At 68.2% G+C, this 24,317-nt stretch carries 22 protein-coding genes; 11 read left to right on the top strand and 11 right to left on the bottom strand.

Annotated features, from left to right (window positions below):
- Positions 1 to 244 precede the first annotated feature (244 nt).
- Complete coding sequence (locus ACQP1O_RS29845) at positions 245 to 1,300, top strand: glycosyltransferase (RefSeq protein ID WP_433567842.1); 1,056 nt, start codon at positions 245 to 247, stop codon at positions 1,298 to 1,300.
- Positions 1,297 to 2,436 (top strand): dTDP-4-amino-4,6-dideoxygalactose transaminase, encoded by a 1,140-nt coding sequence (gene rffA, locus ACQP1O_RS29850; protein WP_433561753.1) that lies wholly within the window; start codon positions 1,297 to 1,299, stop codon positions 2,434 to 2,436. The genes ACQP1O_RS29845 and rffA overlap by 4 nt, the downstream gene beginning before the upstream one ends.
- 53 nt (positions 2,437 to 2,489) lie before the next feature.
- Here the strand turns inward: rffA and ACQP1O_RS29855 are convergent, their stop codons facing one another.
- On the bottom strand, positions 2,490 to 2,936 hold the full coding sequence (locus ACQP1O_RS29855) for a MarR family winged helix-turn-helix transcriptional regulator (protein ID WP_433561754.1): 447 nt from the start codon (positions 2,934 to 2,936) through the stop codon (positions 2,490 to 2,492).
- A gap of 141 nt (positions 2,937 to 3,077) precedes the next feature.
- Here ACQP1O_RS29855 and ACQP1O_RS29860 point away from each other — a divergent pair, with 141 nt between their 5' ends.
- A complete protein-coding gene (locus tag ACQP1O_RS29860) occupies positions 3,078 to 4,553 on the top strand; it encodes an MFS transporter (protein WP_433561755.1) in 1,476 nt (491 codons plus the stop codon).
- A 60-nt stretch (positions 4,554 to 4,613) separates the two neighbouring features.
- Here ACQP1O_RS29860 and ACQP1O_RS29865 read toward each other — a convergent pair whose 3' ends face one another.
- The 3 genes from ACQP1O_RS29865 to ACQP1O_RS29875 all read right to left on the bottom strand — a co-directional run bounded on the left by ACQP1O_RS29865 (position 4,614) and on the right by ACQP1O_RS29875 (position 9,294).
- Positions 4,614 to 5,486, bottom strand: coding sequence for a sterol desaturase family protein (locus ACQP1O_RS29865; protein WP_433561756.1), 873 nt, complete (start codon positions 5,484 to 5,486; stop codon positions 4,614 to 4,616).
- 97 nt (positions 5,487 to 5,583) lie between these two features.
- Positions 5,584 to 6,216, bottom strand: coding sequence for a TetR/AcrR family transcriptional regulator (locus ACQP1O_RS29870; protein WP_433561757.1), 633 nt, complete (start codon positions 6,214 to 6,216; stop codon positions 5,584 to 5,586).
- Between the two features lie 114 nt (positions 6,217 to 6,330).
- On the bottom strand, positions 6,331 to 9,294 hold the full coding sequence (locus ACQP1O_RS29875; RefSeq protein ID WP_433561758.1) for an AMP-binding protein: 2,964 nt from the start codon (positions 9,292 to 9,294) through the stop codon (positions 6,331 to 6,333).
- Between the two features lie 366 nt (positions 9,295 to 9,660).
- On the opposite strand from ACQP1O_RS29875, the gene ACQP1O_RS29880 reads away from it, so the two are divergent.
- The 4 genes from ACQP1O_RS29880 to idi all read left to right on the top strand — a co-directional run bounded on the left by ACQP1O_RS29880 (position 9,661) and on the right by idi (position 14,521).
- Entirely contained in the window at positions 9,661 to 11,067 is a 1,407-nt protein-coding gene (locus ACQP1O_RS29880) for a family 2B encapsulin nanocompartment shell protein (RefSeq protein ID WP_433561759.1), read from the top strand.
- Between the two features lie 15 nt (positions 11,068 to 11,082).
- On the top strand, positions 11,083 to 13,017 hold the full coding sequence (locus ACQP1O_RS29885; RefSeq protein ID WP_433561760.1) for a family 2 encapsulin nanocompartment cargo protein terpene cyclase: 1,935 nt from the start codon (positions 11,083 to 11,085) through the stop codon (positions 13,015 to 13,017).
- A 68-nt stretch (positions 13,018 to 13,085) separates the two neighbouring features.
- On the top strand, positions 13,086 to 13,958 hold the full coding sequence (locus ACQP1O_RS29890) for a geranyl diphosphate 2-C-methyltransferase (RefSeq protein ID WP_433561761.1): 873 nt from the start codon (positions 13,086 to 13,088) through the stop codon (positions 13,956 to 13,958).
- Entirely contained in the window at positions 13,955 to 14,521 is a 567-nt protein-coding gene (gene idi / locus ACQP1O_RS29895) for an isopentenyl-diphosphate Delta-isomerase (RefSeq protein WP_433561762.1), read from the top strand. The genes ACQP1O_RS29890 and idi overlap by 4 nt, the downstream gene beginning before the upstream one ends.
- A 37-nt stretch (positions 14,522 to 14,558) precedes the next feature.
- Here the strand turns inward: idi and ACQP1O_RS29900 are convergent, their stop codons facing one another.
- From ACQP1O_RS29900 to ACQP1O_RS29910, 3 genes are all read right to left on the bottom strand, one after another.
- Entirely contained in the window at positions 14,559 to 15,806 is a 1,248-nt protein-coding gene (locus tag ACQP1O_RS29900; protein ID WP_433561763.1) for a globin domain-containing protein, read from the bottom strand.
- Between the two features lie 8 nt (positions 15,807 to 15,814).
- On the bottom strand, positions 15,815 to 16,273 hold the full coding sequence (locus ACQP1O_RS29905; protein ID WP_433561764.1) for an RrF2 family transcriptional regulator: 459 nt from the start codon (positions 16,271 to 16,273) through the stop codon (positions 15,815 to 15,817).
- Between the two features lie 168 nt (positions 16,274 to 16,441).
- Positions 16,442 to 17,932: an NCS1 family nucleobase:cation symporter-1 gene (locus ACQP1O_RS29910; RefSeq protein WP_433561765.1), complete on the bottom strand. Its 1,491-nt coding sequence runs from the start codon at positions 17,930 to 17,932 to the stop codon at positions 16,442 to 16,444.
- Between the two features lie 197 nt (positions 17,933 to 18,129).
- On the opposite strand from ACQP1O_RS29910, the gene ilvA reads away from it, so the two are divergent.
- Positions 18,130 to 19,353, top strand: coding sequence for a threonine ammonia-lyase (ilvA, locus tag ACQP1O_RS29915; RefSeq protein ID WP_433561766.1), 1,224 nt, complete (start codon positions 18,130 to 18,132; stop codon positions 19,351 to 19,353).
- 51 nt (positions 19,354 to 19,404) lie between these two features.
- Here ilvA and ACQP1O_RS29920 read toward each other — a convergent pair whose 3' ends face one another.
- Positions 19,405 to 19,728 carry a DMT family transporter gene (locus tag ACQP1O_RS29920; RefSeq protein ID WP_433561767.1) on the bottom strand — a complete coding sequence of 108 codons (324 nt, stop codon included), beginning with the start codon at positions 19,726 to 19,728 and terminating at the stop codon, positions 19,405 to 19,407.
- Positions 19,691 to 20,473 carry a hypothetical protein gene (locus ACQP1O_RS29925; protein WP_433561768.1) on the bottom strand — a complete coding sequence of 261 codons (783 nt, stop codon included), beginning with the start codon at positions 20,471 to 20,473 and terminating at the stop codon, positions 19,691 to 19,693. Before ACQP1O_RS29925 ends, ACQP1O_RS29920 begins: the two co-directional genes overlap by 38 nt.
- 131 nt (positions 20,474 to 20,604) lie before the next feature.
- Here ACQP1O_RS29925 and ACQP1O_RS29930 point away from each other — a divergent pair, with 131 nt between their 5' ends.
- The 3 genes from ACQP1O_RS29930 (at position 20,605) to ACQP1O_RS29940 (ending at position 21,880) form a co-directional block, all read left to right on the top strand.
- Positions 20,605 to 20,952, top strand: a complete 348-nt coding sequence (locus ACQP1O_RS29930; RefSeq protein ID WP_433561769.1) for a VOC family protein — start codon at positions 20,605 to 20,607, stop codon at positions 20,950 to 20,952.
- Between the two features lie 49 nt (positions 20,953 to 21,001).
- Positions 21,002 to 21,472 (top strand): iron chaperone, encoded by a 471-nt coding sequence (locus ACQP1O_RS29935; RefSeq protein WP_433561770.1) that lies wholly within the window; start codon positions 21,002 to 21,004, stop codon positions 21,470 to 21,472.
- A gap of 225 nt (positions 21,473 to 21,697) precedes the next feature.
- Complete coding sequence (locus ACQP1O_RS29940; RefSeq protein WP_354848491.1) at positions 21,698 to 21,880, top strand: hypothetical protein; 183 nt, start codon at positions 21,698 to 21,700, stop codon at positions 21,878 to 21,880.
- Positions 21,881 to 21,940: 60 nt separating this feature from the next.
- Here the strand turns inward: ACQP1O_RS29940 and argH are convergent, their stop codons facing one another.
- Entirely contained in the window at positions 21,941 to 23,362 is a 1,422-nt protein-coding gene (gene argH / locus ACQP1O_RS29945; RefSeq protein ID WP_433561771.1) for an argininosuccinate lyase, read from the bottom strand.
- On the bottom strand, positions 23,359 to 24,276 hold the full coding sequence (locus ACQP1O_RS29950) for an SAM-dependent methyltransferase (RefSeq protein ID WP_433561772.1): 918 nt from the start codon (positions 24,274 to 24,276) through the stop codon (positions 23,359 to 23,361). Before ACQP1O_RS29950 ends, argH begins: the two co-directional genes overlap by 4 nt.
- Between the last annotated feature and the right edge of the window lie 41 nt (positions 24,277 to 24,317).

The raw sequence follows: 24,317 nt of genomic DNA on the forward strand, positions 1-24,317 counted from the left end.
GTTGGGAGGTATGGGCGCCGTTGCCGGGATGGACATGGGGAATGATGGGCCGGGTGTCAATACTTCGCACCGAATGCCGCGCCGAGCAGCGTGTTAGAGTTCAGCGCGGCTCGGGCTCCGGTTTCCGGTGTGGAGTTCCGGCGAACACCGTCATCGAAAGTACATTCAGCTGATGCCGATTCCGTCTGCCCGCACCTACGCGAGCGACCCCAGCGTGACCTCCGGCAGCGAGCGCCCGGCGCGGGTGCACGCGGTCTCCGTCGTGGTGCCCGTGTACCGCGGCGAGGAGACGATCGCCGCACTGGTCAGTGAGCTGGACAAGCTCGGGGAGCCGGTCACCACGCCGCAGGGCGCCACCTTCCGGGTCGAGGAGATCGTGCTGGTGCACGATCACGGGCCCGACCGCTCCGACGTGGTGCTGCAGGAGCTCGCCGAAACCTACCCGCAGGTGCGGGTTGTGTGGTTGAGCCGCAACTACGGCCAGGATGCCGCCACCATCGCAGGCATGGCCGCCGCACAGGGCGACTGGACCGTCACCATGGACGAGGACGGCCAGCACGATCCGGCCTTCATCGCCGACTTCCTGGACGCGGCGCTCGAGCAGCGCGCCGATCTGGTCTACTCCAAGCCGGTCAACACCCGCCCGCACGGTTTCCTGCGCAATGTCACCTCGCGCGGCGCGAAGATCGTGCTGGCGACGGTGTTCGCGTTCCCGGACTCCACCCGCTTCGAGAGCTACCGGCTGATCCGCGGCGATATCGCGCGGCAGCTGGCGCAGGTCGCCTCGAATGGCGTGTACCTGGATGTGGCGCTCACCTGGGTGGTGGGCGAGGCGGCGCAGGTGCCGGTGCAGTTGCGCGCCGAGGGCCGTGAGGAGTCCGGCTACAACTACCGGCGGCTGTTCTCGCTGTTCTGGAAGATGGTGCTGTGCAGCGGAACTCGCGGCCTGCGGCTGGTGAGCATGCTGGGTGTGACGCTGGCGCTGGGCGGGCTGGCCATGGCCGGGTGGGTGGTTTACCACAGGTTGACCGACAGCGGCACCGACCCTGAAGGCTGGGCCTCGCTCATGACGGTGCTGCTGCTGTGCTCGGGCGCGGTGCTGTTCTCGCTGGGTCTGATCGCCGAATACCTCGGTGTGGCACTGCATGTGCTGGTCGGCAAGCCGCTGTATCTGACGGTGGATTCGCCGACGCCGCGGCCGCAGCAGTTGCGCGGCGAAACCCGCCACGACGGTGGAAATCACCGCAACGGCACGACGAATCGGATCGACGAAGACATCGAGGGGGAGCTCCGCGCGTGAGCAGTGACCGCATCATCTTCAGCCGCCCGTTCCGCGCCGCGCGCGAGCTGCCGAATGTGGAGGCCGTGCTGTCCTCGGACCACAGCCACGGCGACGGTCCCTTCACCGCGACGGCCACCACGAAACTGCGTGACATCACCGGCGCGCCGCACGCGCTGCTCACCACCTCGTGCACGCACGCGCTCGAAATGGCCGGGCTGCTGCTGGAACTCGGGCCCGAGGACGAGGTGATCGTCCCGAGTTTCGCGTTCACCTCCAGCGCGACAGCCATGGCGTTGCGTGGAGCGACCGTGGTGTTCGCCGATATCGACGCCGCCACCGGCAATCTGGATCCGGAGTCGGTGGCCGCGGCGGTCACCCCGCGCACCAAGGCCGTCATGGTCATCCACTACGGCGGCGTGGCCGCCGACATGGAGGGCCTGCAGCGGCTGGCCGACGCGCACGGCTTCGCCATCATCGAGGACAATGCGCACGGCCTGGGCGGCTACTACCGGGGCCGCCCGCTGGGCACCATCGGCACCGTGGGCGCGCTGTCCTTCCACGACACCAAGAACGTGCACTGCGGTGAGGGCGGCGCGGTGCTGCTCACCGACGAAATCCTCATGGCGCGTGCGGAAATCATTCGCGAGAAGGGCACCGACCGGGCCCGCTTCCTGCGCGGCGCGGTGGACAAGTACTCCTGGCAGGACATCGGATCCTCCTACCTGCCAAGCGAATTGAACGCCGCCGTCCTCGACGCCCAGCTCGCCGAGTTCGACGCCATCCAGCGCAACCGCCACCGGGTGTGGGACACCTACGCCACCGCCCTCCCGGACTGGGCCGCCCGCAACGACGTTCGCCTGATGACGGTGCCGTCGGACCGCGAGCACACCGCGCACCTGTACTACCTGCGCGTCCCCACCGAACACCGCCGCGACGACCTCATCGCGCACCTGTCCCAGCGCGGCATCGTGGCTCCCTTCCACTACGTCCCGCTGGACTCCTCCCCCGCCGGCCTCAAGCTCGGCCGCACCCCGTTCCCGTGCGTGCGCAGCGCCGAGTTCTCGGCCACCCTGGTGCGGCTCCCCCTGTGGCCGGGCCTGACGGAGGAGCAGCTGACCCGCGTCGTCGACGGTGTCACCAGCTTCACCGTCTAGTAGCCGCGGGCCCGGCGGCATCGCGGATGCCGTTGCCACGCAAGGGGGCCGCGTCAGGGGCGGGTGGAAATACGGTTTCGGTAGCGGTCGATGTCGGCGTTCAGGCGCGAGAGGGAGTCGGCGAGGGCGGTGACCTCCTCGTCGGTCCAGTCGGCCACGATCTCGTCGAGATGGCGGATGCTCTGTGCGCGTTCGCCGTTCAGGCGGGACGCGCCTTCCGGGGTGAGGCGGAACTTGCGAGCGATGCCGCCGTCGGGGTCGGGGATGCGGTCGGCGAGGCCGGCGCGGAGCAGCGCCGCGGTCTGCCGGTTCAGGGTGGAGACGTCGAGGCCGAGGATTTCGCTGAGCCGGCCGATGGACATCGGGCCGTCGGCTTCGAGCAGGCTCAACAACAGGTAGGCGCTGCGATCGAGGCTGGTGTCGGTCGCCTTGCGGGCGATGAGGCTGAAACGGCCCATCAGCATGGTCTGAAATTCCAGCAATTCGGTGGGCTTGGGCACGTCCCGTCCTTCCGCGATCCGCATTGACCTGCGGGTTCAACCCCTGTCCACCCACACCCTAGCGTTGTGCATCCGCCACTGCATGTGCATCTTGCACTTTATGTGTACAGTACACATGATTCCGCATTGTGAGGAGATCCCATGACCCAACCCGATTCCGCTACGGCGTCCGGCTCGACGCCGGCGCGCACGGGCGCGGGCCGCACCCTCGCGGTGCTCGCCTACGCCGGTGTCATCGCATCGCTCATGCAGACGCTGGTGGTGCCGCTGCTGGGTGAGCTACCCCGCATCTTGAATACGTCGGCCTCGAACACCAGCTGGGTGGTCACCATCACGCTGCTCGTCGCGGCCGTCGCCACGCCCGTCGCGGGCCGGCTCGGCGACATGTACGGCAAGCGGCGCATGATGATCGCCTCCACCATCCCGCTCATCGTCGGGTCGATCGTGTGCGCGGTGTCCGATTCGCTGGTGCCGATGATCGTCGGCCGCGGCCTGCAGGGACTCGGCGTCGGCATCATTCCGCTCGCCATCGCCCTGCTGCGCGATGTGATGCCCGCCGAACGGCTCGGCTCGGCGATCGCGCTGATCAGCTCGTCCCTGGGCATCGGCGGCGCACTGGGCCTGCCGATCGCCTCGGCCGTCACCCAGTACAGCAGCTGGCGTGTGATGTTCTGGGTCGCAGCGGTTCTGGTGGGCATCGCCACCACGTTGATCGTGACCCTGGTGCCCGAGGGCAGCTCGGAAGGACCGTCGGGCCGTTTCGACGTTCCAGGTGCGGTGCTGCTCGGCGTCGGTCTGGTGTCGTTCCTGCTGCCGGTGTCGAAGGGCGCGACCTGGGGCTGGACCAGCGGTACCACGCTGGGCTTGTTCGCCGCGGCGGTCGTCGTCCTGCTCGCCTGGGGTTGGTGGGAGCTGCGGTCGCCCGAGCCGCTGGTCGACCTGCGCACCACCGCGCGTCCGCAGGTGCTGGTCACCAACCTCGCGAGTATCGCGATCGGTGTCGGCATGTACGCACTGCAGTTGAGCATGCCGCAGCTGTTGCAGCTGCCGACGTCGCTCGGTTACGGCCTGGGCCAGTCGATGATCATGATGGGTCTGTGGATGGCCCCCGGCGGCATCATGATGATGGTCATCTCACCGGTCGGCGCCCGCCTGTCCGCCGCGCGCGGCCCGAAGATCACCCTGTTCACCGGCGCGTTGACCATGGCGGCCGGTTACGGGGTGGCGCAGCTGACGATGGGCTCCACCTGGGGTCTGGAGCTGGTGAACGTCATCTGCAGCACGGGTGTGGCGCTCGCGTACGGCGCGATGCCGGCGCTGATCATGAGTGGGGTGCCGTTGTCGGAGACGGCCGCCGCCAACAGCTTCAACACCCTGATGCGTTCGATCGGAACCTCCGTCTCCTCGGCGGTCGTGGGCGCGGTGCTGGCACAGCTGACCATCTCGGTTGGCGGCCATGCCATTCCGACCGAGAACGGCTTCCGCACGGTGTTCCTGATCGGCAGCGCAGCCTGCCTGGCGTCCGCGGTGATCGCGCTCATGATCCCGGTCCGCAAGGCGGTCGCGGCCCGCACCACCACGGCTACCGAGCCGCAGAAGGTGCTGGCGGAGAACTGAACCGGAGCACGACCACTTGCCGGAAGCCCGGTCCACGACCGGGCTTCCGTGCGTGCGAGTTCAGGCGGGCTGGTCGCGTAGCTCCGGGGGCTGCCAGCCGGGCGGGGCGAAGATGTAGCCGAGTTTGTTGCGGTAGCCGTCGACGGTGCGGACGTCCCGGATGATGTTGCCGTACTCGTGATACTGCAGCTTCAGGAGGTTGTAGGTGCCCACGGGTTTGGTAAGACCGTAGGTGGGGCGGTGGATTTCGGGCTGGAAGGTGCCGAACATGCGGTCCCAGATGATGAGGATGCCGGCGTAGTTCTTGTCGAGGTATTCCGGGTCGCTGCCGTGGTGGACGCGGTGGTGCGACGGGGTGTTGAAGACGAATTCGATGGGGCCCCAGAGTTTTCCGATGGTCTCGGTGTGGGTGAAGAACTGGTAGATCAGGTTGAGGGTGAAGGCGATGTAGATCGTCCAGGGGGCGAAGCCGAGCAGCGGCAGCGGCGCCCAGAAGATGGCCTCGGACCACGGATTCCACTTCTGCCGCAACGCGGTTCCGAAGTTGAAGTACTCGCTGGAGTGGTGAGCCTGGTGGGCGGCCCAGCCGATGCGGACGCGGTGGGAGAAGCGGTGGTTGAGGTAGAAGAGCAGATCCAGGACCACCATCAGCAGCACCCAGCTCCACCAGGTGCCGGTCGGGAGGCGCCACGGCGCGACGTAGGTCCACAGCAGGACGAACACCACGAGGCTGAACGTCTTGAACACGAACGACGACACGATCGAGCCCAGGCCCATACTCAGGCTGGCGCGAGTGTCGCGGGCCAGGTAGCCGGTCGCCTGGTCGCGATCGCTGTCGCGCAGCGACACCATCTCGACGGCGATACACAGTAGGAAAACCGGGACCGCGTACAGCAGCGGTGTGTTGATCTGGTGCCAGACCTGCGAGAACATCGCACCTCCTCGAATTGACCAATTCGTAAGTTACCAATTGGTCAATTAAGTGGCAAGGGTCCGCCTGCAACCGGCCGCCGATGGCGGAATCAGCGAATCAGATGATCGCGGCGAACAGGCGGGCGCTGCGCGCGATCATGGCCTCGGCCGTCTCGTCCGGATGACTCAGCCACCAGTCGACGAGCGCGGCGACCAGCCCGGTCCACACGGCGATGAGCGCGGACAGGTCCTTCGAGTCGGTCAGCCCGTGCCCCGCCGCGAACGCCCCCACGCCCTGATCGGTCTGCGCGTCGATCCGGGCGCGCGCGGCCCGCACCGCCTCCGCCGCGGGCCCCTCGGCCGGATAGGACTGGTCGTGCACGACCTTCCAGTCGGAGGGCCGCGGCTCCAGCGCGGTGAAGATCGCGGCCAGCGTGCGCTCGGCCATCTCCAGCGAGGCGGTCCCCGAGATGGCCTCGTCGATCGCATCCCCGAGCACGCCCGCGGCCCGCTCCACGCAGGCCACGTACAACCCGTCCTTGGATCCGAAATACCCGTACACCAACGGTTTCGACACCCCGGCCCCCGCCGCCACCACGGCCGGCGACAGCCCCGCATACCCGACCCGCGCGATCTCCGCGGCCGCCACATCGAGGATCTGCGCCTCCCGCTCGGCTCGCGGCACCCCCTTGGTCCCCGCCGTGCCGACCCGCTTCACGGCTCCGCTCCCACCTCCGACATCCGATCGCATGCTCGAAAATTACCATTCGGTCAATTCGAGGGATCGCAGGCGAAATGCGAACGCGCCCCGGCCCTGCCGTGTCTTCTTCGGTACGACACGGTGGCGGGGGCGCGTTCGAGACGATCAGCCGAACAGGCGCGCGGCGAGATCGGGGGTGAGGACCTCGTAGGCCTCGGTGGTGCGGTTGTACCACCAGGTGCGGTCGTCGGGTTCGGCGCGACCCGCAGCCTGCACCGCCCGCGTCGAGGGACGGTAGGTGGAGCTGCGGGGGATGTCGTCCACGACGTAGACGATGTCGGGACGCTGATCGGGAGCCAGGGCCCGGACCGCCTCGGTCACGTCCTTGGGAGCCAGGCCGAAGCCCGCGCGGACGCTCACCGCGGCGATCGCGAGGATGCGGTCGCCGGCGGGGAGACCGAAGGCCACCTCCATGTCGACGGCGGTGATGTCGTTCAGCACGTCGACGATCGGCTGGGTGTAGACCGGGCCGCGCGGCGTCGGAATGACGGTGTCGCGGCGGTCCATGAGCCAGTAGTCGCCGTCGCTGTCGCGGCGGAAGAGGTTCTCGGTGGGCATCCAGGCGTCGCCGGGGGCGAAGACGCCGCGGAGTCCGCCCGCGGAGAGGTCGACGAGGTCGGAGACGGTGCCGATGAGCAGCCCCACCTCGTTGTCGGCGCAGCGCCGCGCGAAACCGCTTTCCTCGACCAGGATTTCGTCGGTCAGCGGGTCGTAGGCGATGAGTTCGACCTTGGCGGTGCCCGGCACCGGACGGCCCTTGGAGCCGATCTTGGCGCCGGAGACGTTGGCCAGCACCACATCTCCCTCGATGGAGGCGTAGAACTCCAGCACCTTGGCGGGCGCGAAGCGCTCCTCGGTGCGCCGCCACAGGCCCTTGGGCATGCCGGAACCGATGAACAGGCGGATCGGGTGCGCATGCCCGTCGGCGAAGGTGTCCGCGTCGAGAATGTCGCGCAGCATGGTCCAGGTGTAGGTGACCACGGTGACGCCGTAGCGGTGCACCTCCTCGGCGAATCGCGCCGGTTCCAGCGAACGGGCCAGCGCGATGCGGCTGCCGCCGGCCACCGCGCCACCGAGGCTCACCAGTAATCCGGACGAATGGTGCAGCGGCGCAAGGCAGTACACGGTGTCGTGACGGCTCAGGTTCGCCGCCGACGCGGTGCCGAAGGCCGACAGCGCCCAGCGGTGATTGGTGACCTGCTTGACGTCGAACTTGTCGCCGGTGCCGGTGACCAGGATGAAGGCCAGCTCGCGCGCCAGGCCCGGATCCGGCCGGTACCAGGCGGGCAGCTCCACCTGCGCCGGGTCGATCTGCTCCAGGTCGACCACATCGGCGCCCGGCGGAATGCCGAGGCGACGGGCATTGCCGCCGCCGAGCACCAGCACCCGGTGACCGGTGGCGGCCGCGCTGGCGAGGTTCTCCGGATCGGCGATGAGCAGCCTGGTCCCGGTCAGGTCCGCGACCTTGGAGAGTTCGCTCCCCGGCGCCAGCAGCACCGCGACGGCACCGAGCCGCGACAGCGCGGCGATGGCGGCCAGCGCGCTCGGCCGGGTCTCCATGACCACGCCGACCCGGGTGGCAGGCCGCACGCCGACGGAGATGAGCCCACGCACCACATTGTCGATGCGCTCGTTGACCGCCTCCTGGGTGTGCACGCGGTCGTCGAACACGAACAGCTCGCGCTGCGGCGCGCGCCGCGCCTGCTCGGCGACCAAGCGGCCCAGCGAGATTCGGGTGTGCGGCTGGATCATGCCCAGCCGGGTCAGCCGGGGCAGCGCGCGGGCGGCCTCGCTGGTGAGTTCGACCGTGCCGCGCAGCGTCTGCCCGGCCACGCCCTCGATGGTCTTACCGACGCTGGTTCCGGCCTCGGCCAGGGTGCCGAGGGCGTGCACGACCCGGGTGAGCCCGGTGCGCGGGCCGTTGCGGACCACCTCGGTGCTCATGCGCTCGACCTGCTGGGGCAGTTCGCCGCGGCCGCTGAGGTAGTTGACCCAGTCGCGCACCACGGGCCAGGTCTGCTTGGTGGCGGTGGAACCCGACACCAGTCCGAAATGCCCGGCCACAATGCTGGTCTCGTACACGTCGGCATTGGGCGCGGCGTGCACGATGCCGCGCACGGCGGCAGGCTGGCCGATGTCGTCGACCTCGCCGACGAAGGCCAGGATCGGGCACTTGATCTCCGCCAGCGAGATGAGCTGATCGCGGATCACGAAGCCGCCCAGCATCATTCGATTGTGTTTGACGAACTGCTGGAGCAGGTCGGTGAGTGCGGGACCGGGGTAGCCGAGCCAGCCGTCGACCTCGAGGAAGCGGCGCTGACGCTCCTTGGGCAGCAGCGCCTCGCGGTTGTGCAGCTGGCGCAGGAAGTCGATGCGGGCGCGGGCGGTCTTGACCGGATCGAGGGCCTGGAAGCCCAGGCGCACCATGGAATCGGTGATGGGCAGCCGGTTCAGCACGTGGTCGGTGAGGAAGTCGGTGGCGTCGGAGACCAGCCCGTGCGGCAGTCCGAAGGGCATGCCCGCGACGGCGTCGACCGGGCTGCCGAAGGTCACGATGGACTCGACGCCCTTGCCGTAGCGGTAGGCCGCGGTCTGGTAGGCGAACATGCCGCCCTGCGAGTACCCCATGAGATGCACGGCGCGGCCGGTGATTTCGGTGACGGTGTCGATGGCGCTCGAGACCGCCAGCACATGGTCGGCCAGATCGCGGTCCCAGCCGCCCTCCTCGGTGGCCGGTGAGCCGAAATCGACCACCCAGCAATCGATTCCACCCTGGTGCAGAATGCCGACCGCCCCGTCGGCGGCATTCACATCCCAGATCTCGGCGGTCACCATGATGGGCGGCACCAGCACCACCACCGGACGCTCCGCCCCGGTGTCGTCCGGGAAGTAATGGCGCAGGCGATACATCCGCTTCCGCTCCACCACCTCGTACGGAGACGATTCGATGTCGTGAACCAGTCCCCCGAACCGGATCACCTCGAGCCCGTTCTGTGCGGTCGCGACGAGTCGCTCGATCGGACCCACCACGGACCTCGTATTGAATTTCACGGCTTCTCTCCCAGACATTTCCTGGCCTTGACCAGCGTCACCCGCCCCGACGCGTCGCGATGAGCTTGCCATACGTCCACCCTACTGCGCTGGCGCTGTGACCAGCACCATGCGGGCTACGCGTGGCGGAGCGATCCGGGCCCGCACCAAAGCAAACCGGCCGTTCGGGGTTTACGGGATACAGCAACATTCCAGGCATCATGTTTTGGCATTTCGGCATGTCGCATGATCAGGAGCCCTACCATCGAAATCGCTGGAATCGCACTGTCGCGCTTGTCAATTCACTCACTTGTCTAATTCACGCAGGCCCCGTTCGGGTCTGCTGTTTCGCCGTGGACTCCACCGCCTTCCATCGCGGTGGCCCTTCGAGGTGAGGACCGCAGCATGACCATCGAAATGCCCCTTCAGACCGAAAACGGCCAGCGCAAGTCCCTCAGTACCGCTGCCGCCCACCAGCTGGCACACACCACCAAATCCGAACCGCAGATGCAGGGCATCAGCTCCCGCTGGCTGACCCGCTCGCTGCCGTGGAGCCAGGTGAAGGGCGGTATCTACCGCGTCAACCGGCGCCTCACGCACACCGTCGGCAACGGCGAGGTGGAGTACGTCATCAACGGCCCGCACGCCCGGGTCATCCCGCTCGAACTGCAGGAGCTGCCGCAGCTGCGCGGCTTCGCCGACGAGGAGATCCTGGCCGCCGTGGCCGGCCGCTTCGAGCAGCGGGATCTGCCCGCCGGCACCGTGGTCGCCGAGTTCGGCAACCCCATGGACCAGGTGCTGCTGATCGTGCACGGCAAGCTCTCCAAGATCGGCACCGGCGAGTACGGCGAGACCACCAAGCTGGGCATGCTGGGTGGCGGCGACTACTTCGGCGATCAGACCCTCACCGATCCGGACGCCATCTGGCCGGTCACCATCAAGACGGTCACGCCCACCACCCTGCTGGTGCTCGCCCGCTCCGCGGTGGAACAGCTGACCGAGAACATTCCGGCACTGGCGGAACACCTTTCCGCCGTGGCAGACGCCCCGGCGCTGCCGCAGAACAAGTACGGCGAGGCCGAGATCGTGATCTCCTCCGGCCACTCCGGGGAGCCGATGCTCGAGGGCACCTACGTCGACTACGACGACCAGCCCCGTGAGTACGAACTCAGCCTGGCCCAGTCGGTGCTGCGCGTGCACACCCGCGTCGCCGACCTGTTCAACGACCCGATGGATCAGATCGAACAGCAGCTGCGCCTGACCATCGAGGCCCTCTACGAGCGCCGCGAGTACGACCTGGTCAACAATCCGGACTTCGGCCTGCTCAACAACTGTGACCTCAAACAGCGCATCTACACCGAATCCGGCGCGCCCACACCGGACGATATGGACGAACTGCTCTCCATGCGCCGCAGCACCAAGCTGTTCCTGGCGCACCCCAAGGCGATTGCCGCGTTCGGGCGCGAATGTTCCAAGCGCGGAATCTATCCCGACCCGGTGGAGGTGGACGGCCACCGCGTGCCCGCCTGGCGCGGGGTGCCGATCTTCCCGTGCGGCAAGATCCCGGTCAGCGGCACCCAGACCACGTCGATTCTCGCCATGCGCACCGGCGAGAAGGACCAGGGCGTGATCGGCTTGCACCAGACCGGAATTCCGGACGAGTACGAGCCCAGCCTGAACGTCCGGTTCAAGGGCATCGACGATCAGTCGATCATCTCCTACCTGGTCAGCTGCTACTACTCGGCCGCCGTCCTGGTCCCCGACGCGCTCGGCATTCTCGACAATGTGCTGGTCGCCCGTCAGTCCGACTGAGCGAGGTGTCCTGTCATGTCGGTGCTCTCACGCGCCGCGGCCCCGCCTGCCGCCCATGAGGTGGCGGCGGCCGTCGCCGCCCTGCTGACCAACCTCGACACCACCGCACCCCAAACCCTGCTCGCGGCAACCGAAGCCATTGCCGCCCTCGGTGATAATCCCCGCCTCGGCGCCTCCGACGCCGCCGAGGCGCATTCCCCCCGACGGTTGCTCGGCCCCTCCGGCCTCGGGGCCCCGAGCCTCCGTGTGAACCTACCCAACCCCCAGGTGATCACGGAGCTCGCGGGGCAGGCATCGCGTCCGCCGTCGCCTGCCGGCGGCGCGATGCCGACGCCGAGACCCCCGACCTCCCCACTCGCCCAACCCCTTCGCCCCATCCCCCGCACCCTGGGCTCCGGCCGCCGCCCGTCCCCACCGGCCGAAACCCATGCCGCGGAACAGAGCTCGCCCGGCCCGACGGCGCGGCGGGTTGCGAGCGGCCCCACCGGAATCGGTACGAACTCGGCATTTCGCCGAGGCGGGGTGCCCGGTGGCTCCGCATCGGTCGCGCCGACGTCGCCTGCGGCACGGGCGGACACCGTGGTCCGGGCCGATACGGTGGCTCCGGCTGTACCCATCTCGATAGCCACCGCTCCGGACGGTGTCGGTCCCGCCGATGCGGCGGCGATCGTGCCGGCGTCCAAACGGTCCGCCGGGCAGATCGCGGATGCCGTTCGGGCAGTTCCGACTTCGGCGGCTGCTCGGCCCGGTGCTCCCGGCGCGGATCCCGGGCAGACCCTCGATCCTGCGTGGGACCTCGGGTCGATCACCGAGCTGGCTCGCGGGATTCCGGGCTCCACGGCGGTCGAGCCCGGTACCACCATGGCGGTCGGAGCTTCGGAGGCCGCCAGTTCCGCTGGGGCCGAGCGGGTTTCGCATGGTCCGAGTGGCATCGGGACCGGATCGGTGCGACGGGCGCAGGGGGCGGCCATTCCGGCGCTCTACTGCCCGCCGCCGGTACGGGACGATCCGGCGCTGGCGGAGGCGGTGAATTTCGGGATCATCGCCTGGGCCGAGGAGATCGGGCTGTACGAGGGGCGGCTGGATGATCTGCGGAAGGCCGACTTCGGGCGGCTGATCATGCTGGCGCATCCGGATTGCGATGATGCGGATCGATTGCTGGCGGCGGCCAAGTGCGCGGTGTCGGAGTGGTCGGTGGACGACTACTACTGCGAGGAGGATGCCAGCGATATTGCGCCGGACGGCAGCAGGTCCAGCGCGGAGGCCGAGCTCGGACCGCGGCTCGAATTGGCTGCCGCCGCCATGGATCCCGTGCATCTGCCACCGCGATACCAGGTCAAGGTGGAGGAGGCCATGCAGAGCGATCCGATTCTGCGGGCATTCCGGACCTCCTTCGAGCACCTGTCGCGATTCGCCACCCCGACCCAGGTGGCGCGGCTGCGCACCGAGATCGCGGGCTGGTTCATCGCGCTGGGCGCCGAGGCGGGGTGGCGCGCGGCGGGCCGCATGCCGCCGGTCTGGGAATACCTGCTGAACCGGCAACCGCACAGCTTCCTGCCCTGCATGGCCCCGATCGATGCGGTCGGCGGCTACGAGGTGCCGTCCGGGGAGTACACCGATCCGCGGGTGCGCCGGGTGGTCACCACCGCCGCGCTGGCCAGCCAGATGGTCAACGACCTCTACTCGATGGCACGCGAAGACCTCTCCGGCGGACGGGAATTCAATCTCCCCACCGTCCTCGCCGCCGAGGAGCAGTGCTCCCGCCGCCAGGCCGTCCAGCGCACCGCGGAGGTCCACGACGAACTGGTGCACCGCTTCGAGGCCGAGGCGGGCGCCCTCGCCGCCGCCGGCTCCCCGGAGCTGCGCCGCTTCCTGACCGGCCTGTGGGCCTGGATGGGCGGCAACCGGGCCTGGCACGCGGACAGCCGCCGCTACAACGAAACCCCGTGAGTCACATCACCCTTCGATGCGCGCAGTACTTCCAGAGTCATATCACCCAGTCGAGAGGATGACCTGCCATGACCGCGCTCCACCCCCGGCCGGATGCCGTGCTGAAGACCGAGTACCAGAAGTCGGTCGCGTCCTACTGGAACAACAATCCCAATGACGATCGCGTCAACACCAAGCTCGGCGAGGTGGACGGGCTCTATCACCATCACTACGGCATCGGCGAGCCGGACCTGTCGGTCCTGGAAGGCCCCGAGGAGACCCGGCAGGAACGGATCGTCAAGGAACTGCACCGGCTGGAGACCGCGCAGGCCGACGTCCTGCTCGGCCAGCTCGGCGACGTCCGCCCCGGCGACCGGCTGATGGACGGCGGATCCGGCCGCGGCGGTACCAGCTTCATGGCCAACCAGCGCTTCGGCTGCGAAGTGGACGGCGTCACCATCTCCGAATATCAGGTGGGTTTCGCCAATGAGCAGGCCCGGGAGCGCGGCGTCTCGGACAAGGTGCGCTTCCACTTCAAGAACATGCTCGACACCGGATTCGAGGCCGGCTCCCGGCGCGGCATCTGGACCAATGAAACCACCATGTACGTGGACCTTTTCGAACTGTTCGCGGAGTTCTCCCGGCTGCTCGAGCCGGGCGGCCGCTACGTCTGCATCACCGGCTGCTCCAATGACGTGTTCGGCGCCCGCTCGGCCTCGGTGAGCTGGATCGACGCCCACTACGGCTGCAATATCCATCCGCGCAGCCGCTACTTCCAGGCGCTGGCAGCCAATGGCCTGGTCCCCATCGCGGTCACCGACCTCACCCCCGCGACCATCCCGTACTGGGAGCTGCGCACCCGGTCCGAACTCGCGACCGGCGTCGAGAAACCCTTCCTGACCTCGTACAAGGAGGGCAGCTTCCAGTACCTGATGATCACCGCCGATAAGGTGGTTAGGTGACCGGCACCCTCGACGCATCCGACACCACCCCGGTGGTGGACCGTGAGACCCTGCTCGTCGAACTGGTCGACGAGCAGGGCCGGGCGCAGGGTTCGCTGTCGGTGGCCGCGGCCCACACCGCGCCCGGGCAGCTGCATCGGGCCTTCTCGGTGCTGCTGTTCGATGCCGCCGGGCGGGTGCTGCTGCAGCAGCGGGCAGGTGTGAAGACGCGCTTCCCGCTGCTGTGGACCAACACCTGCTGCGGGCATCCGGAGCCGGGGCAGGCGGTGGTGGAGGCGGCCGCCAAGCGGCTGCACGAGGAACTCGGCATCACCGCCGAGGTGTCCGAGGCCGGCACCTTCACCTACCAGGCCACCGATCCGAAGACCGGTCGCGTCGAGTTCGAATACGACCACGTCCTGATCGGACGGCTGGAAGACAGCGCACCGCATCCGAATCCGGATGAGGTCGCCGATATCGCGTGGATCCGGCCGGACACCCTCGCCGAGAACGTGGCGGCCGAACCGTCGCGCTACACCCCGTGGCTGAGCGGAGTGCTGCGGATCATCGCGGCGCAGGTCTGACGGCCGATCGCGGCCAAGGGTCGATTACCGCCCGCGGTCAGGCGAGGGCGGGCTCCTGATCGGCGTCGAGCAGCCAGTCGTTCGGCGCGAAGAGCTCGAAATGCACTCGGTCCGAGGGGATTCCGGCGGACATGAGCTGGGCGCGGACATACTGCAGGAAGCCGGTGCCACCGCACAGGTAGTAGTCCGCGTCCTCCGGCAGATCGACGCTGGTCACGTCCAGCAGCCCGTGGCCGTCCGCCTCGTACCAGGCGCGAGAGTACACGTCGGCGAGCCGGTGGGCGAGCTCGTCGACCGTCTCGCGCAGGGGGTGCGCGGTGGTGGAGCGGTCGGCGTGCAGGATGACCGTTCGGCGCGTGGGGGTTTCGGCCGCCAGGTATTCCAGGATGCCCACCATCGGGGTGACGCCGATGCCCGCGGAGATGAGCACGACCGGCGTGGTGGCCCCGGTGTCGATGGTGAGATCGCCGAACGGCAGCGTGATTTCGAGGGTGTCGCCCGCGCCGACGGTATCGTGCAGCCAGTTCGAGACCTCACCGGCCGGAATGTCCGCGTCGGCGGGCACCCGGCGCACGGTGAAGGCGAGCCGGCCGTCGCCACCGCGGTTGATCAGGCTGTACTGCCGCAGCTGGCGGGCGCCGTCGGGCAGCTGAGCGCCGACCGAGATGTACTGTCCCGGCACGAATCCCGGCAGCGGCTCGGACGGGTCGGCCGACTCCACCACGAAGGTGGCCACCCCGGACGGATCGTCGATGCGCTGTACCACCCGGGTCTGACGGAACACGTCACCGGCCACGACCCCCGCGGCGTCGTAGAGCTCCCGCTCGAAATCGATGAGAGTGGTTGCCATCAGCCAGTACACGCGATCCCAGGCCGCGGCGATCTCCGCGGTCACGACGTCCGCGCCCAGCACCTCCACGATGGCGGCGAACAGATGCTCGTGGACGATGCGGTATTCGGGCTCGGTGACGCCCAGCGAGGCGTGCTTGTGGCCGATGCGGGCCAGCAGTTCCCGCGGATGCGGCAGGGCCGGGTCGACGAGGTGGGTGGCGAAGACGGCGATGGAGGCGGCGAGCGCCTTCTGCTGCGCGCCCTGGTGCTGGTTGCCGCGATTGAAGCGGTCGCGCAGCAGGTCCGGGTGGGCGGTGAACATCTTGGAGTAGAACAGCGGGGTGATTTGGTCGATGTGCGCGGCCACCAGGGGCAGGGTCGCGCTGATCACCTCGGCATGCTCGGGTTCCAGCTCGGGGAGATTGTTCAGCGTGGAATCCGGCGCGAACCTCATGAGGTCTCCTAGGTATCGATGAGTGAAGCCACCGGGAATACCGGCATATACAGCAGCTCCACGGTGCGCTGATCCACCAGATCGGACAGGAGGTACCGATCCAGTTCGGCATAGAAGGCGTTCTGCGCGGTGGCGAGAACGCCTCGCAAACGGCACGCATTCGACAATGGGCACGGATTGTCACCGCCGCACTCGATGACTTCGCTATCACATTCGAGTTGGCGAACAATAGTGCCAATGGTCGTTTTTTTGCCGGCCTCGGTCAGGAAGATCCCGCCGGTGCGTCCGCGCTGGGACTCGACGTAGCCCAGTTCGGCCAGCCGGGAGATAGCCTTCGCAACGTAGTTTTCGGAAGCATTCACCTGTCGCGCAATGAGTTTGACGGTGACTCTTTCCTCGGCTCCACTGCTGACCGCGAGACGCATGAGCGACCGTAAGCCGAGATCGGTGAACCGGGAGAGCTGCATGAGCCCAACGGTACTAATTCCGATTGAGAAAAGCAGGTTTTCGAACTGTGCGCTTTAATACGCGACCCCATGCGGATTATGTAACACGGGACACACTTTCATGGGTGCGCCTATTAATGTTCCAGCAAATCCCTGGCAGCAGCCGGCACCGCTGCCAGGGACATCCCCTCAGGCTTCGACCATGAGCTTGCTGCGCGTGGCCAGCGCGTAGTAGATGACCAGCGCCAGACCGCATCCGATGAACCAGCTGTACTGGGCCGCGGTGTGCATGCCGTAGACGTCCTTGGCCAGCACCGGGAACACCGCCGCGATGGCGCCGATCACGGTGGCGATCACCGCGACCGGATTGAACCCGTTGCGGTACCAGTACTTTCCGCTCTCGGCCATGGTGAACAGCTCGTCCACCACGATGGTCCGCTTGCGCACCAGGTAGTAGTCGGCGATGAGCACCCCGAACAGCGGGCCGATGAACGCGCCCAGCACCTCGAGTGTGTAGTGGATGACGTCCGGGTTGTTGTAGAGGTTCCACGGCGTGATCAGCACCGACCCGACCGCGGCGATCATCCCGCCCATGCGCCAGCTGATCTTCTGCGGGCTCACGTGCGAGAAGTCGAAGGCCGGGGAGATGAAGTTGGCGACGATATTGATGCCGACCGTGGCGATGGTGAAGGTCAGCGCGCCCAGCACGATGGCGAAGGTGGAGTCGATGCGCGAGACGGTCTCGACCGGATCGGTGATGAGCTCGCCGTACACCGGGATGGTCAGCGACGCGGTGATCACCACCAGCAGCGAGAACGCCAGGAAGTTGACCGGCAGGCCGAGCAGGTTGCCGCGCTTCACCGCCGCCATGGACTTGCTGTAGCGGGAGAAGTCACCGAAGTTCAGCATCGGGCCACAGAAGTAGGACACCACCAGCGCGATCGCGCCCAGGACCACGGGCAGCGCGTCCCAGCCGTGGTACTTCACCGCGCCCAGTTGCAGATCGATGGCGCTCCAGCCGGCCTTGTAGATCAGGTAGCCGCACAGGAAGAACATGACGACATACACGGCGGGACCGCAGAAGTCGATGAACTTGCGGATGGACTCCATGCCCTGCCAGAACACGGCCGCCTGCACCAGCCACAGCACCAGGTAGGCGCACCAGCCCAGCAGCGACAGGCCGAGGAAGCCGTAGTCGCCGGACTTCGCGTACGGCGCCAGGCTCGGGAAGAGCTTGACCGCCACCACGATCAGCGCCGCCGAGGCCAGGTAGGTCTGAATCCCGTACCAGGCCACCGCGATCAGACCGCGGATGATGGCCGGGATGTTCGCACCCTTCACACCGAAGGCGCTGCGGCACATGACCGGATACGGCACGCCCGCCCGCTGGCTGGGCGCGGCCACCAGATTGCACAGGAAATATACGATCGTGATGCCGATGAGCAGGGCGGCCAGCACCTGCCAGCCGGCCAGGCCGAGGGCGAAAAGGCTTCCCGCCGTGACGTATCCGCCGACGCTGTGCACATCCGACATCCAGAAGGCGAAGATGTGGTACGAGCCCCAGGTCTGTTTTTTCAGCGGGGCGAGATCGTCATTGGTGAGCCTGGGGTCGTAGGCTGGAGCAGGTGTCGCCGCGGTGGATTCCGCGCCCGCCGATGCGGGAGAGACGATATCGGTCATGGGGTTTTCCGATCCGAGAGCCGTTGGTCGTTGGCTCAAGGTAGGAACGAGCCGTTCCTCGTGGATTGCTTTTCGGTTTCCGGGTTATTGCGTGATCCATATATCTTTTGCGATCGCCCCGGACGGACCCGCTTCACATTCCGGCGGCGGCGAGCCGCACGCCCGCACCTGTCACAGAGGGGTGAATCCCTGGCACCATGGCCGGCATGGAGCTCATGGCGCGGATCGAAGCGGCGGCGACCCTGCTGACACCGGTCATCCGGCGGACCCCCGTGGTGGCCTCGCGGGTGCTGTCGGAACGCATCGGACACGAGGTCTGGCTGAAATGCGAGAACCTGCAGCGCACCGGATCGTTCAAGCCGCGCGGTGCCTACAACCGGATCGCCAATTTGTCCGAGGCCGAGCGGGCGCACGGGGTGGTGGCGGCCAGCGCGGGCAATCACGCGCAAGGGGTGGCGTGGGCGGCGACCTCGCTCGGGATCGAATCCACGGTATTCATGCCGGTGGGCGCGGCGCTGCCGAAACTGGTGGCGACCAGGGCCTATGGCGCGACGGTGCATCAGGTGGGCGAAACCATCGACCAATCACTCGCCACCGCAATGGATTTCGCGGCACGCACTGGAGCGACGCTGGTGCACCCGTTCGATCACATCGATATCGTGGCCGGGCAGGCGACGGTCGGGCTCGAAATCCTCGACCAGCTGCCGGATGTCGGCACGGTGCTGGTGCCGACGGGCGGCGGCGGCCTGCTCGCCGGCGTGGCCGCCGCGGTACAGCGACGGAAGCCGCAGGTCCGGGTGATCGGCGTGCAGGCCGCCGAGGCGGCCGCCTGGCCCGCCTCGCTCGCGGCCGGGAAACCGGTGGCGCTGGAACAGATGTCCACCATGGCCGACGGCATCGCGGTGGGCCGGCCCGGTGAGGTACCGTTCGAGCACATCGTGGCCAGCGCGCCCACCATCGTCACCGTCGACGAGGACGCATTGTCCAGGGCGCTGCTGCTGTGCATGGAGCGGGCCAAGCTGATCGTCGAGCCCGCGGGCGCGGCGGCCGTCGCGGCGCTGATGGCCTGCAGTCCAGCCGAACTCGCGCTGGAGGGCCCGGTGTGCGCCATCCTCTCCGGCGGCAATATCGACCCGCTGCTGCTGACCCGCGTGATCGGCCACGGCCTCAGCGCCGCCGGCCGCTACCTCGCCGCCCGCGTCACCATCTCCGACCGTCCCGGCAGCCTGTCCCGCCTGCTCGCCGAGCTCGGCCGCACCGGCGCCAGCGTCCTGGACGTGGTCCACTCCCGCACCGGCGCCTGGCTCGCCATCGACGAGGTCGAGGTGCTGCTGACCCTCGAAACCCGCGGTCCCGCCCACCGCGACGAGATGCTCACCGCCCTCGCCGACGCCGGATACCAGGTGCGCGTACAGGATTGACCAGATGGACGCCGGGCTGCCCATTCGTTCGTGCGCAGAATCGGCTGACAGTCAGTGCGCCCCACCGAGTTCCAGCGCCAGCACCCCCGCGATCACCAGCACGATCCCCCCGATCTGCACCGGCGTGATCCCCTCATCCAAGAACAACGCCCCGATCGTCGCCACCGCGACCACTCCCACCGCCGACCAGATCCCGTAAGCCACCCCAATGGCCATCCCCCGCTTCAACGCCTGCGACAGAAAAAAGAACGCCGCCCCGTACCCGATCACCACGATGATCGACGGCACCAGCTTGCTGAACCCCTCCGAGATCTTCAGCGAAACAGTCGCCGTCACCTCACACACAATCGCCAACGCCAGCAAAAACAAGGTCATAGCCGCACAATAACCGGCTGTCACCCCGCTTCGGGCAGCCGATGAAACTGCCGGCGTACTCCAGCAACTCGGCACCCCGGCCACGGATGCCGATGGCTACCAGGCGGTTTTTGCCGAAGCGTTGGAGCTGCCGGATCTGCCGCCGCGCGGTGGCCGCAGCGGCACGCAGATCCCCGGCGCGACTCTGGGCAGCGGCGAGGGTGTCGAGCGCAGCGGACTCGGCGAACAGGTCGCGCGTGCCGCGCACGAGCTCGACCGCCCGCTCCACACGCGATACCACTTCCGGCGCAGCCCAGCCGCCCGCCGCCGCGCGATCCATGAACAGGGCGACGGCATCCGAATCGCCTTCTCCGGCAAGCGACATCGGCGGGACCGTGTACACGCGCTCGAACGGCACCATCAGCCGGGCGCGGCTGGTGGCCAGCACGCTCATTCCCGGGCACGCGGCCAGCAACTGCTCCACGAAGGGGGCGACGCCGTCCCGCACATGTTCGCAATTGTCCAGCACCAGTAGCGCGTTCCGATCGGCGAGCGCGGCCAGCACGGCGCGGTCGAAGCCGCGGCCGGGCTGCTCACCGATGCCGAGCGTCATGGCTGCGGTGCCTGCGACCACACACATATCCGGGCTGCTGATCGGCACCAGGTCGACGAACCACACCCCGTCGGCGAAGTCGGCGGCCACGTCCGCCACCACTGTCAGGGCGAGCCGGGTCTTGCCCACACCGCCGGGTCCGACCGCGGTCACCTGCTGGTGGATTCCGTGGTCACCACGGATGCGACCGAGGGGCCCCGGGGGCGAAGCTGAATGCACACCGGGTTCGCAGGAACCAACCGGGCGACAGGGTCGTCTCGGACCCGCACTCACCAGGAGAAATCATGACCACGCTGGGCATCAGGACCGTGCTGCACCCCGTCTCCGACCTCGCCGCCGCCAAGACCGTCTACGCCGCGCTGCTGGGCATCGAGCCCCAGACCGACTCCCCCTACTACATCGGTTTCGAGTCCGAGGGCCAGCACATCGGCCTGGTCCCCGCGGGCGGCCCGCAGAGCCCGGCCGCCCCCGTCTCCTACTGGCACGTCGGCGATATCGAGGCCAAGGTCGCCGAGCTCACCGCCGCCGGCGCGACCGTCCAGCAACCCGCACGCGAGATGGGCGGCGGCCGCCTGGTCGCCACCCTCACCGATGCCGACGGCAATGTCCTGGGCCTCATCCAGGACCGCTGACCGCTCCCCCAACCCAGCCTCTCCCCCACTCCCGCAAAGGAATCCAGCCATGGCCACCGAAACCACCATCAAGAAGACCACCGCCAAGAAGACCACCGTCGGCTTCAGCGCCGAAGAGCGCGCCGCCATGAAAGCCCATGCCGCGGAACTGAAGACCGCCGCCCGCCGCAGCTCCCGCTCCGCCAAGGCCGACGGCGAACAGGACGTCCTGGCCAAGATCGCCGAAATGACCGGCACCGACCGCGAAATCGCCGAACGCCTCCACGCCCTCATCAAATCCGTCGCCCCCGAACTCACCTGCAAAACCTGGTACGGCATGCCCTCCTACATGCGCGACGGCAAGATCGTCTGCTTCTTCCAGACCGCCGCCAAGTTCAAGACCCGCTACGCCACCCTCGGCTTCAACGACATCGCCAACCTCGACGACGGCGACCTGTGGCCCGTCAACTACGCACTGCAGGCCATGACCCCCGAAACCGAATCCCGCATCACCGACCCCCTGAAGCAGGCCCTGAGCTGACGTTCCCCCCTCCGACACCCGCCGCGCCCCGGCCCTGAATCAAATGAGGTGCGGCGGGTGTCCGCCTGTGGTTACAGTGCTCCGCATGTGGCTGCAGCTGTTCTCCTGAGCACGATTCGTTCGTGACGCCCGGCGGTCTGCCGAATTGACCGTGCCTGTGGCATTCCCGATTCCGACCGGCGATCGAACCCGGTCCGTCGGTCACGCATACCCGTAGGAGGACTCATGCCCGAGCGCTTTCCGCTGCCCGAAATCCCTGCCGAGGACCCCGCCGAACGCCCGTTGTCGCGGCGCGAACGGCGCGGGAAGGGTGACAAGAAGCAGCAGACCACCGCGAACGGCAAGGTGCACGACGCCGGTCGTGCCGCGGTGCCCGCCGCTAAGCACATGAATTATCGACGCGGATGACGAACGCGGCCCGTTGGGTTTCCAGGTCGGAAATCCAACGGGCCGTTATCGTTTCGAGTATCAGCTGAGCCAGGCGCGCTGGGTGGCGGCGGTGCCGCGCACCTCTTCGAGCTGCTTGGCGACCTGGGTGCCGGCCGTGCCGCCGCGGGCATTGCGGGAGGCGATGGAGCCTGCGACGGTGAGGACCTCCCGGACACCGGGGGTCAGGGCCGGGTCGACGGCGGCGAACTCGGCGTCGGTGAGCTCGTCCAGGCCGACGCCGCGGGACTCGGCGGCGCGGACGCAACCGCCCGCCGCCTCGTGCGCGACGCGGAACGGAACACCCTGACGGACAAGCCATTCGGCGATATCGGTGGCGAGGGTGAAGCCCGCGGGGGCAAGCTCGGCCATGCGGTCGGTGTGGAAGGTCAGGGTGGAGACCAGGCCCGCGATGGCGGGCAGCAGCAGCTCGAGCTGGGCGACCGAGTCGAAGACCGGCTCCTTGTCCTCCTGCAGGTCACGGTTGTAGGCCAGCGGCTGAGCCTTCAGGGTCGCGAGCAGGCCGGTGACATTGCCGATCAGGCGGCCCGCCTTGCCGCGGGTGAGTTCGGAGACGTCCGGGTTCTTCTTCTGCGGCATGATCGAGGAGCCGGTGGACCAGGCGTCGGCCAGGGTGATGTAGCCGAATTCCGGTGTGCTCCAGATGATCACCTCTTCGGCCATGCGGCTCAGGTCGACGGCGATCATGGCCAGCACGAACGCGGCCTCGGCGGCGAAGTCGCGCGAGGAGGTGGCGTCGATCGAGTTCGCGGCGGAGGAGTCGAAATTCAGTTCGGCGGCAATGGCTTCCGGATCCAGGCCCAGCGAGGAGCCCGCCAGCGCGCCGGAACCGTACGGCGACACCGCGGCCCGCTTGTCGAAGTCGCGGATCCGGTCGATGTCGCGCAGCAGCGGATGGGCGTGCGCGAGCAGGTGGTGGGCCAGCAGCACCGGCTGGGCAGCCTGCAGGTGCGTCTTGCCCGGCATGACCGCGTCCGGGTGCGCGGCGGCCTGCTCGACCAGGGCGTCCACCACGTCCAGCACGCCGGAGGCGATGCGCCGCACGGCATCCCGCAGCCACATGCGGAACAGCGTGGCCACCTGGTCGTTGCGGGAGCGGCCCGCACGCAGCCGGCCACCCAGCTCGGTACCGACCCGGTCGATCAGCCCGCGCTCCAGCGCGCCGTGCACGTCCTCATCGGATTCGAGGGGCCCGAAAGCGCCCGATTCCACGTCCGCCGCAAGCTGATCCAGGCCCGCGAGCATGCCCGCCAGATCGGTCTCCGACAGCAGCCCGGCCTTGTGCAGCACACGCGCGTGAGCCTTGGAGGCGCGAATGTCGTACGGCGCGAGCGCCCAGTCGAAGTGGGTCGACTTGCTCAGCGCCGCCATCGCCGCGGCCGGGCCGGACGCGAAGCGTCCACCCCACAGCGCGCCTTCATTGGTGCTGCCGCCCTGGGTCATAGCGTGTCGTCTCCTCGCGGTTTCGTCGCGGTCATCAGAATGTGTTGGGTCATACCGGCCCGGACCGCCTCGGGAACGGCCCGGCCGCGGTCCTCGAGCAGGGCGACCGGGTCGCCCTCGGTGACCAGCCAGCGGTGCATGGCGAACCAGCTGCGGGGGTCCTCGCGGCCCTCCCACGGGTAGAACAGATCTTCCAGGTCGAGCTTCAGCCCGGCATCCGCCATCACCTTGCGGCGCCGCTCCCGGAACTCGTCGGCCGGATCACCGGACCCGGTGCCGAGGTTGATCGCCATCCGGCTGCCCGGCGCGCTGAGCTCCACCACATGCTCGAGCAGCTGGGTCTGGGCGTGACCGGGCAGGTAGCGCAGCAGCCCCTCGGCCAGCCAGGCGGTCGGCTGATCCGGTTCGAAACCCTTGTCCAGCAGTGCTTTCGGCCAGTCCTGCCGCAGATCGACCGGCACCTCACGGCGATCGGCCGCCGGCTCGCCATCGGCGAGCGCCCGGGCCTTGAACGCCAGCACCTTCGGCTGATCGAGCTCGAAAATCCGGGTGTCCGACGGCCATTCGAGCCGGTACGCCCGCGCGTCCAGCCCGGCGGCCAGAATCACGATCTGCCGGATCCCGGCCCGCACGGCCGCGGCGAAATACTCGTCGAAGTAGACGGTGCGGGCCACCAGGACATTGCCCATCGACCAGGCCTGGTAGTCGCCGTCGCTGATGCTCCGGCGGCTCAACGCCCCGGACATCATGGCGTTCCAGCCCTCGGACCCGACCGCGGCCACCAGCTTCGCCGCGTACGGATCGTGGAACAGGGCGTCCTCGCGACTGGTCTCGTAGGCGCGAATGGCCGCCACGCCGATGGCGGTCGCGCCCACGCTCTCCGTGATGTCCCAACTGTCGTCATCGGTTCGCATGGGCGCGTCTCCTTCGGCCGGCGCTTGAATGAAATCAGCTC

It is taken from the genome of Nocardia sp. CA-151230, from assembly GCF_050942175.1.
Classification (GTDB): domain Bacteria; phylum Actinomycetota; class Actinomycetes; order Mycobacteriales; family Mycobacteriaceae; genus Nocardia.

Bases quoted from the DNA above. Each gene is read 5' to 3' on its own strand.
- ACQP1O_RS29905 (WP_433561764.1), bottom strand. From the start codon at position 16,273: ATGCAGCTCTCCCGGTTCACCGATCTCGGCTTACGGTCGCTCATGCGT.
- ACQP1O_RS29875 (WP_433561758.1), bottom strand. From the start codon at position 9,294: ATGTCTGGGAGAGAAGCCGTGAAATTCAATACGAGGTCCGTGGTGGGT.
- ACQP1O_RS29950 (WP_433561772.1), bottom strand. From the start codon at position 24,276: ATGCGAACCGATGACGACAGTTGGGACATCACGGAGAGCGTGGGCGCG.
- ACQP1O_RS29935 (WP_433561770.1), top strand. From the start codon at position 21,002: ATGGCCACCGAAACCACCATCAAGAAGACCACCGCCAAGAAGACCACC.
- ACQP1O_RS29890 (WP_433561761.1), top strand. From the start codon at position 13,086: ATGACCGCGCTCCACCCCCGGCCGGATGCCGTGCTGAAGACCGAGTAC.
- ACQP1O_RS29860 (WP_433561755.1), top strand. From the start codon at position 3,078: ATGACCCAACCCGATTCCGCTACGGCGTCCGGCTCGACGCCGGCGCGC.
- ACQP1O_RS29885 (WP_433561760.1), top strand. From the start codon at position 11,083: ATGTCGGTGCTCTCACGCGCCGCGGCCCCGCCTGCCGCCCATGAGGTG.
- ACQP1O_RS29870 (WP_433561757.1), bottom strand. From the start codon at position 6,216: ATGCGATCGGATGTCGGAGGTGGGAGCGGAGCCGTGAAGCGGGTCGGC.
- ACQP1O_RS29930 (WP_433561769.1), top strand. From the start codon at position 20,605: ATGACCACGCTGGGCATCAGGACCGTGCTGCACCCCGTCTCCGACCTC.
- ACQP1O_RS29910 (WP_433561765.1), bottom strand. From the start codon at position 17,932: ATGACCGATATCGTCTCTCCCGCATCGGCGGGCGCGGAATCCACCGCG.
- ACQP1O_RS29940 (WP_354848491.1), top strand. From the start codon at position 21,698: ATGCCCGAGCGCTTTCCGCTGCCCGAAATCCCTGCCGAGGACCCCGCC.
- ACQP1O_RS29900 (WP_433561763.1), bottom strand. From the start codon at position 15,806: ATGAGGTTCGCGCCGGATTCCACGCTGAACAATCTCCCCGAGCTGGAA.
- ACQP1O_RS29865 (WP_433561756.1), bottom strand. From the start codon at position 5,486: ATGTTCTCGCAGGTCTGGCACCAGATCAACACACCGCTGCTGTACGCG.
- ACQP1O_RS29920 (WP_433561767.1), bottom strand. From the start codon at position 19,728: ATGACCTTGTTTTTGCTGGCGTTGGCGATTGTGTGTGAGGTGACGGCG.
- argH (WP_433561771.1), bottom strand. From the start codon at position 23,362: ATGACCCAGGGCGGCAGCACCAATGAAGGCGCGCTGTGGGGTGGACGC.
- ACQP1O_RS29880 (WP_433561759.1), top strand. From the start codon at position 9,661: ATGACCATCGAAATGCCCCTTCAGACCGAAAACGGCCAGCGCAAGTCC.
- ilvA (WP_433561766.1), top strand. From the start codon at position 18,130: ATGGCCGGCATGGAGCTCATGGCGCGGATCGAAGCGGCGGCGACCCTG.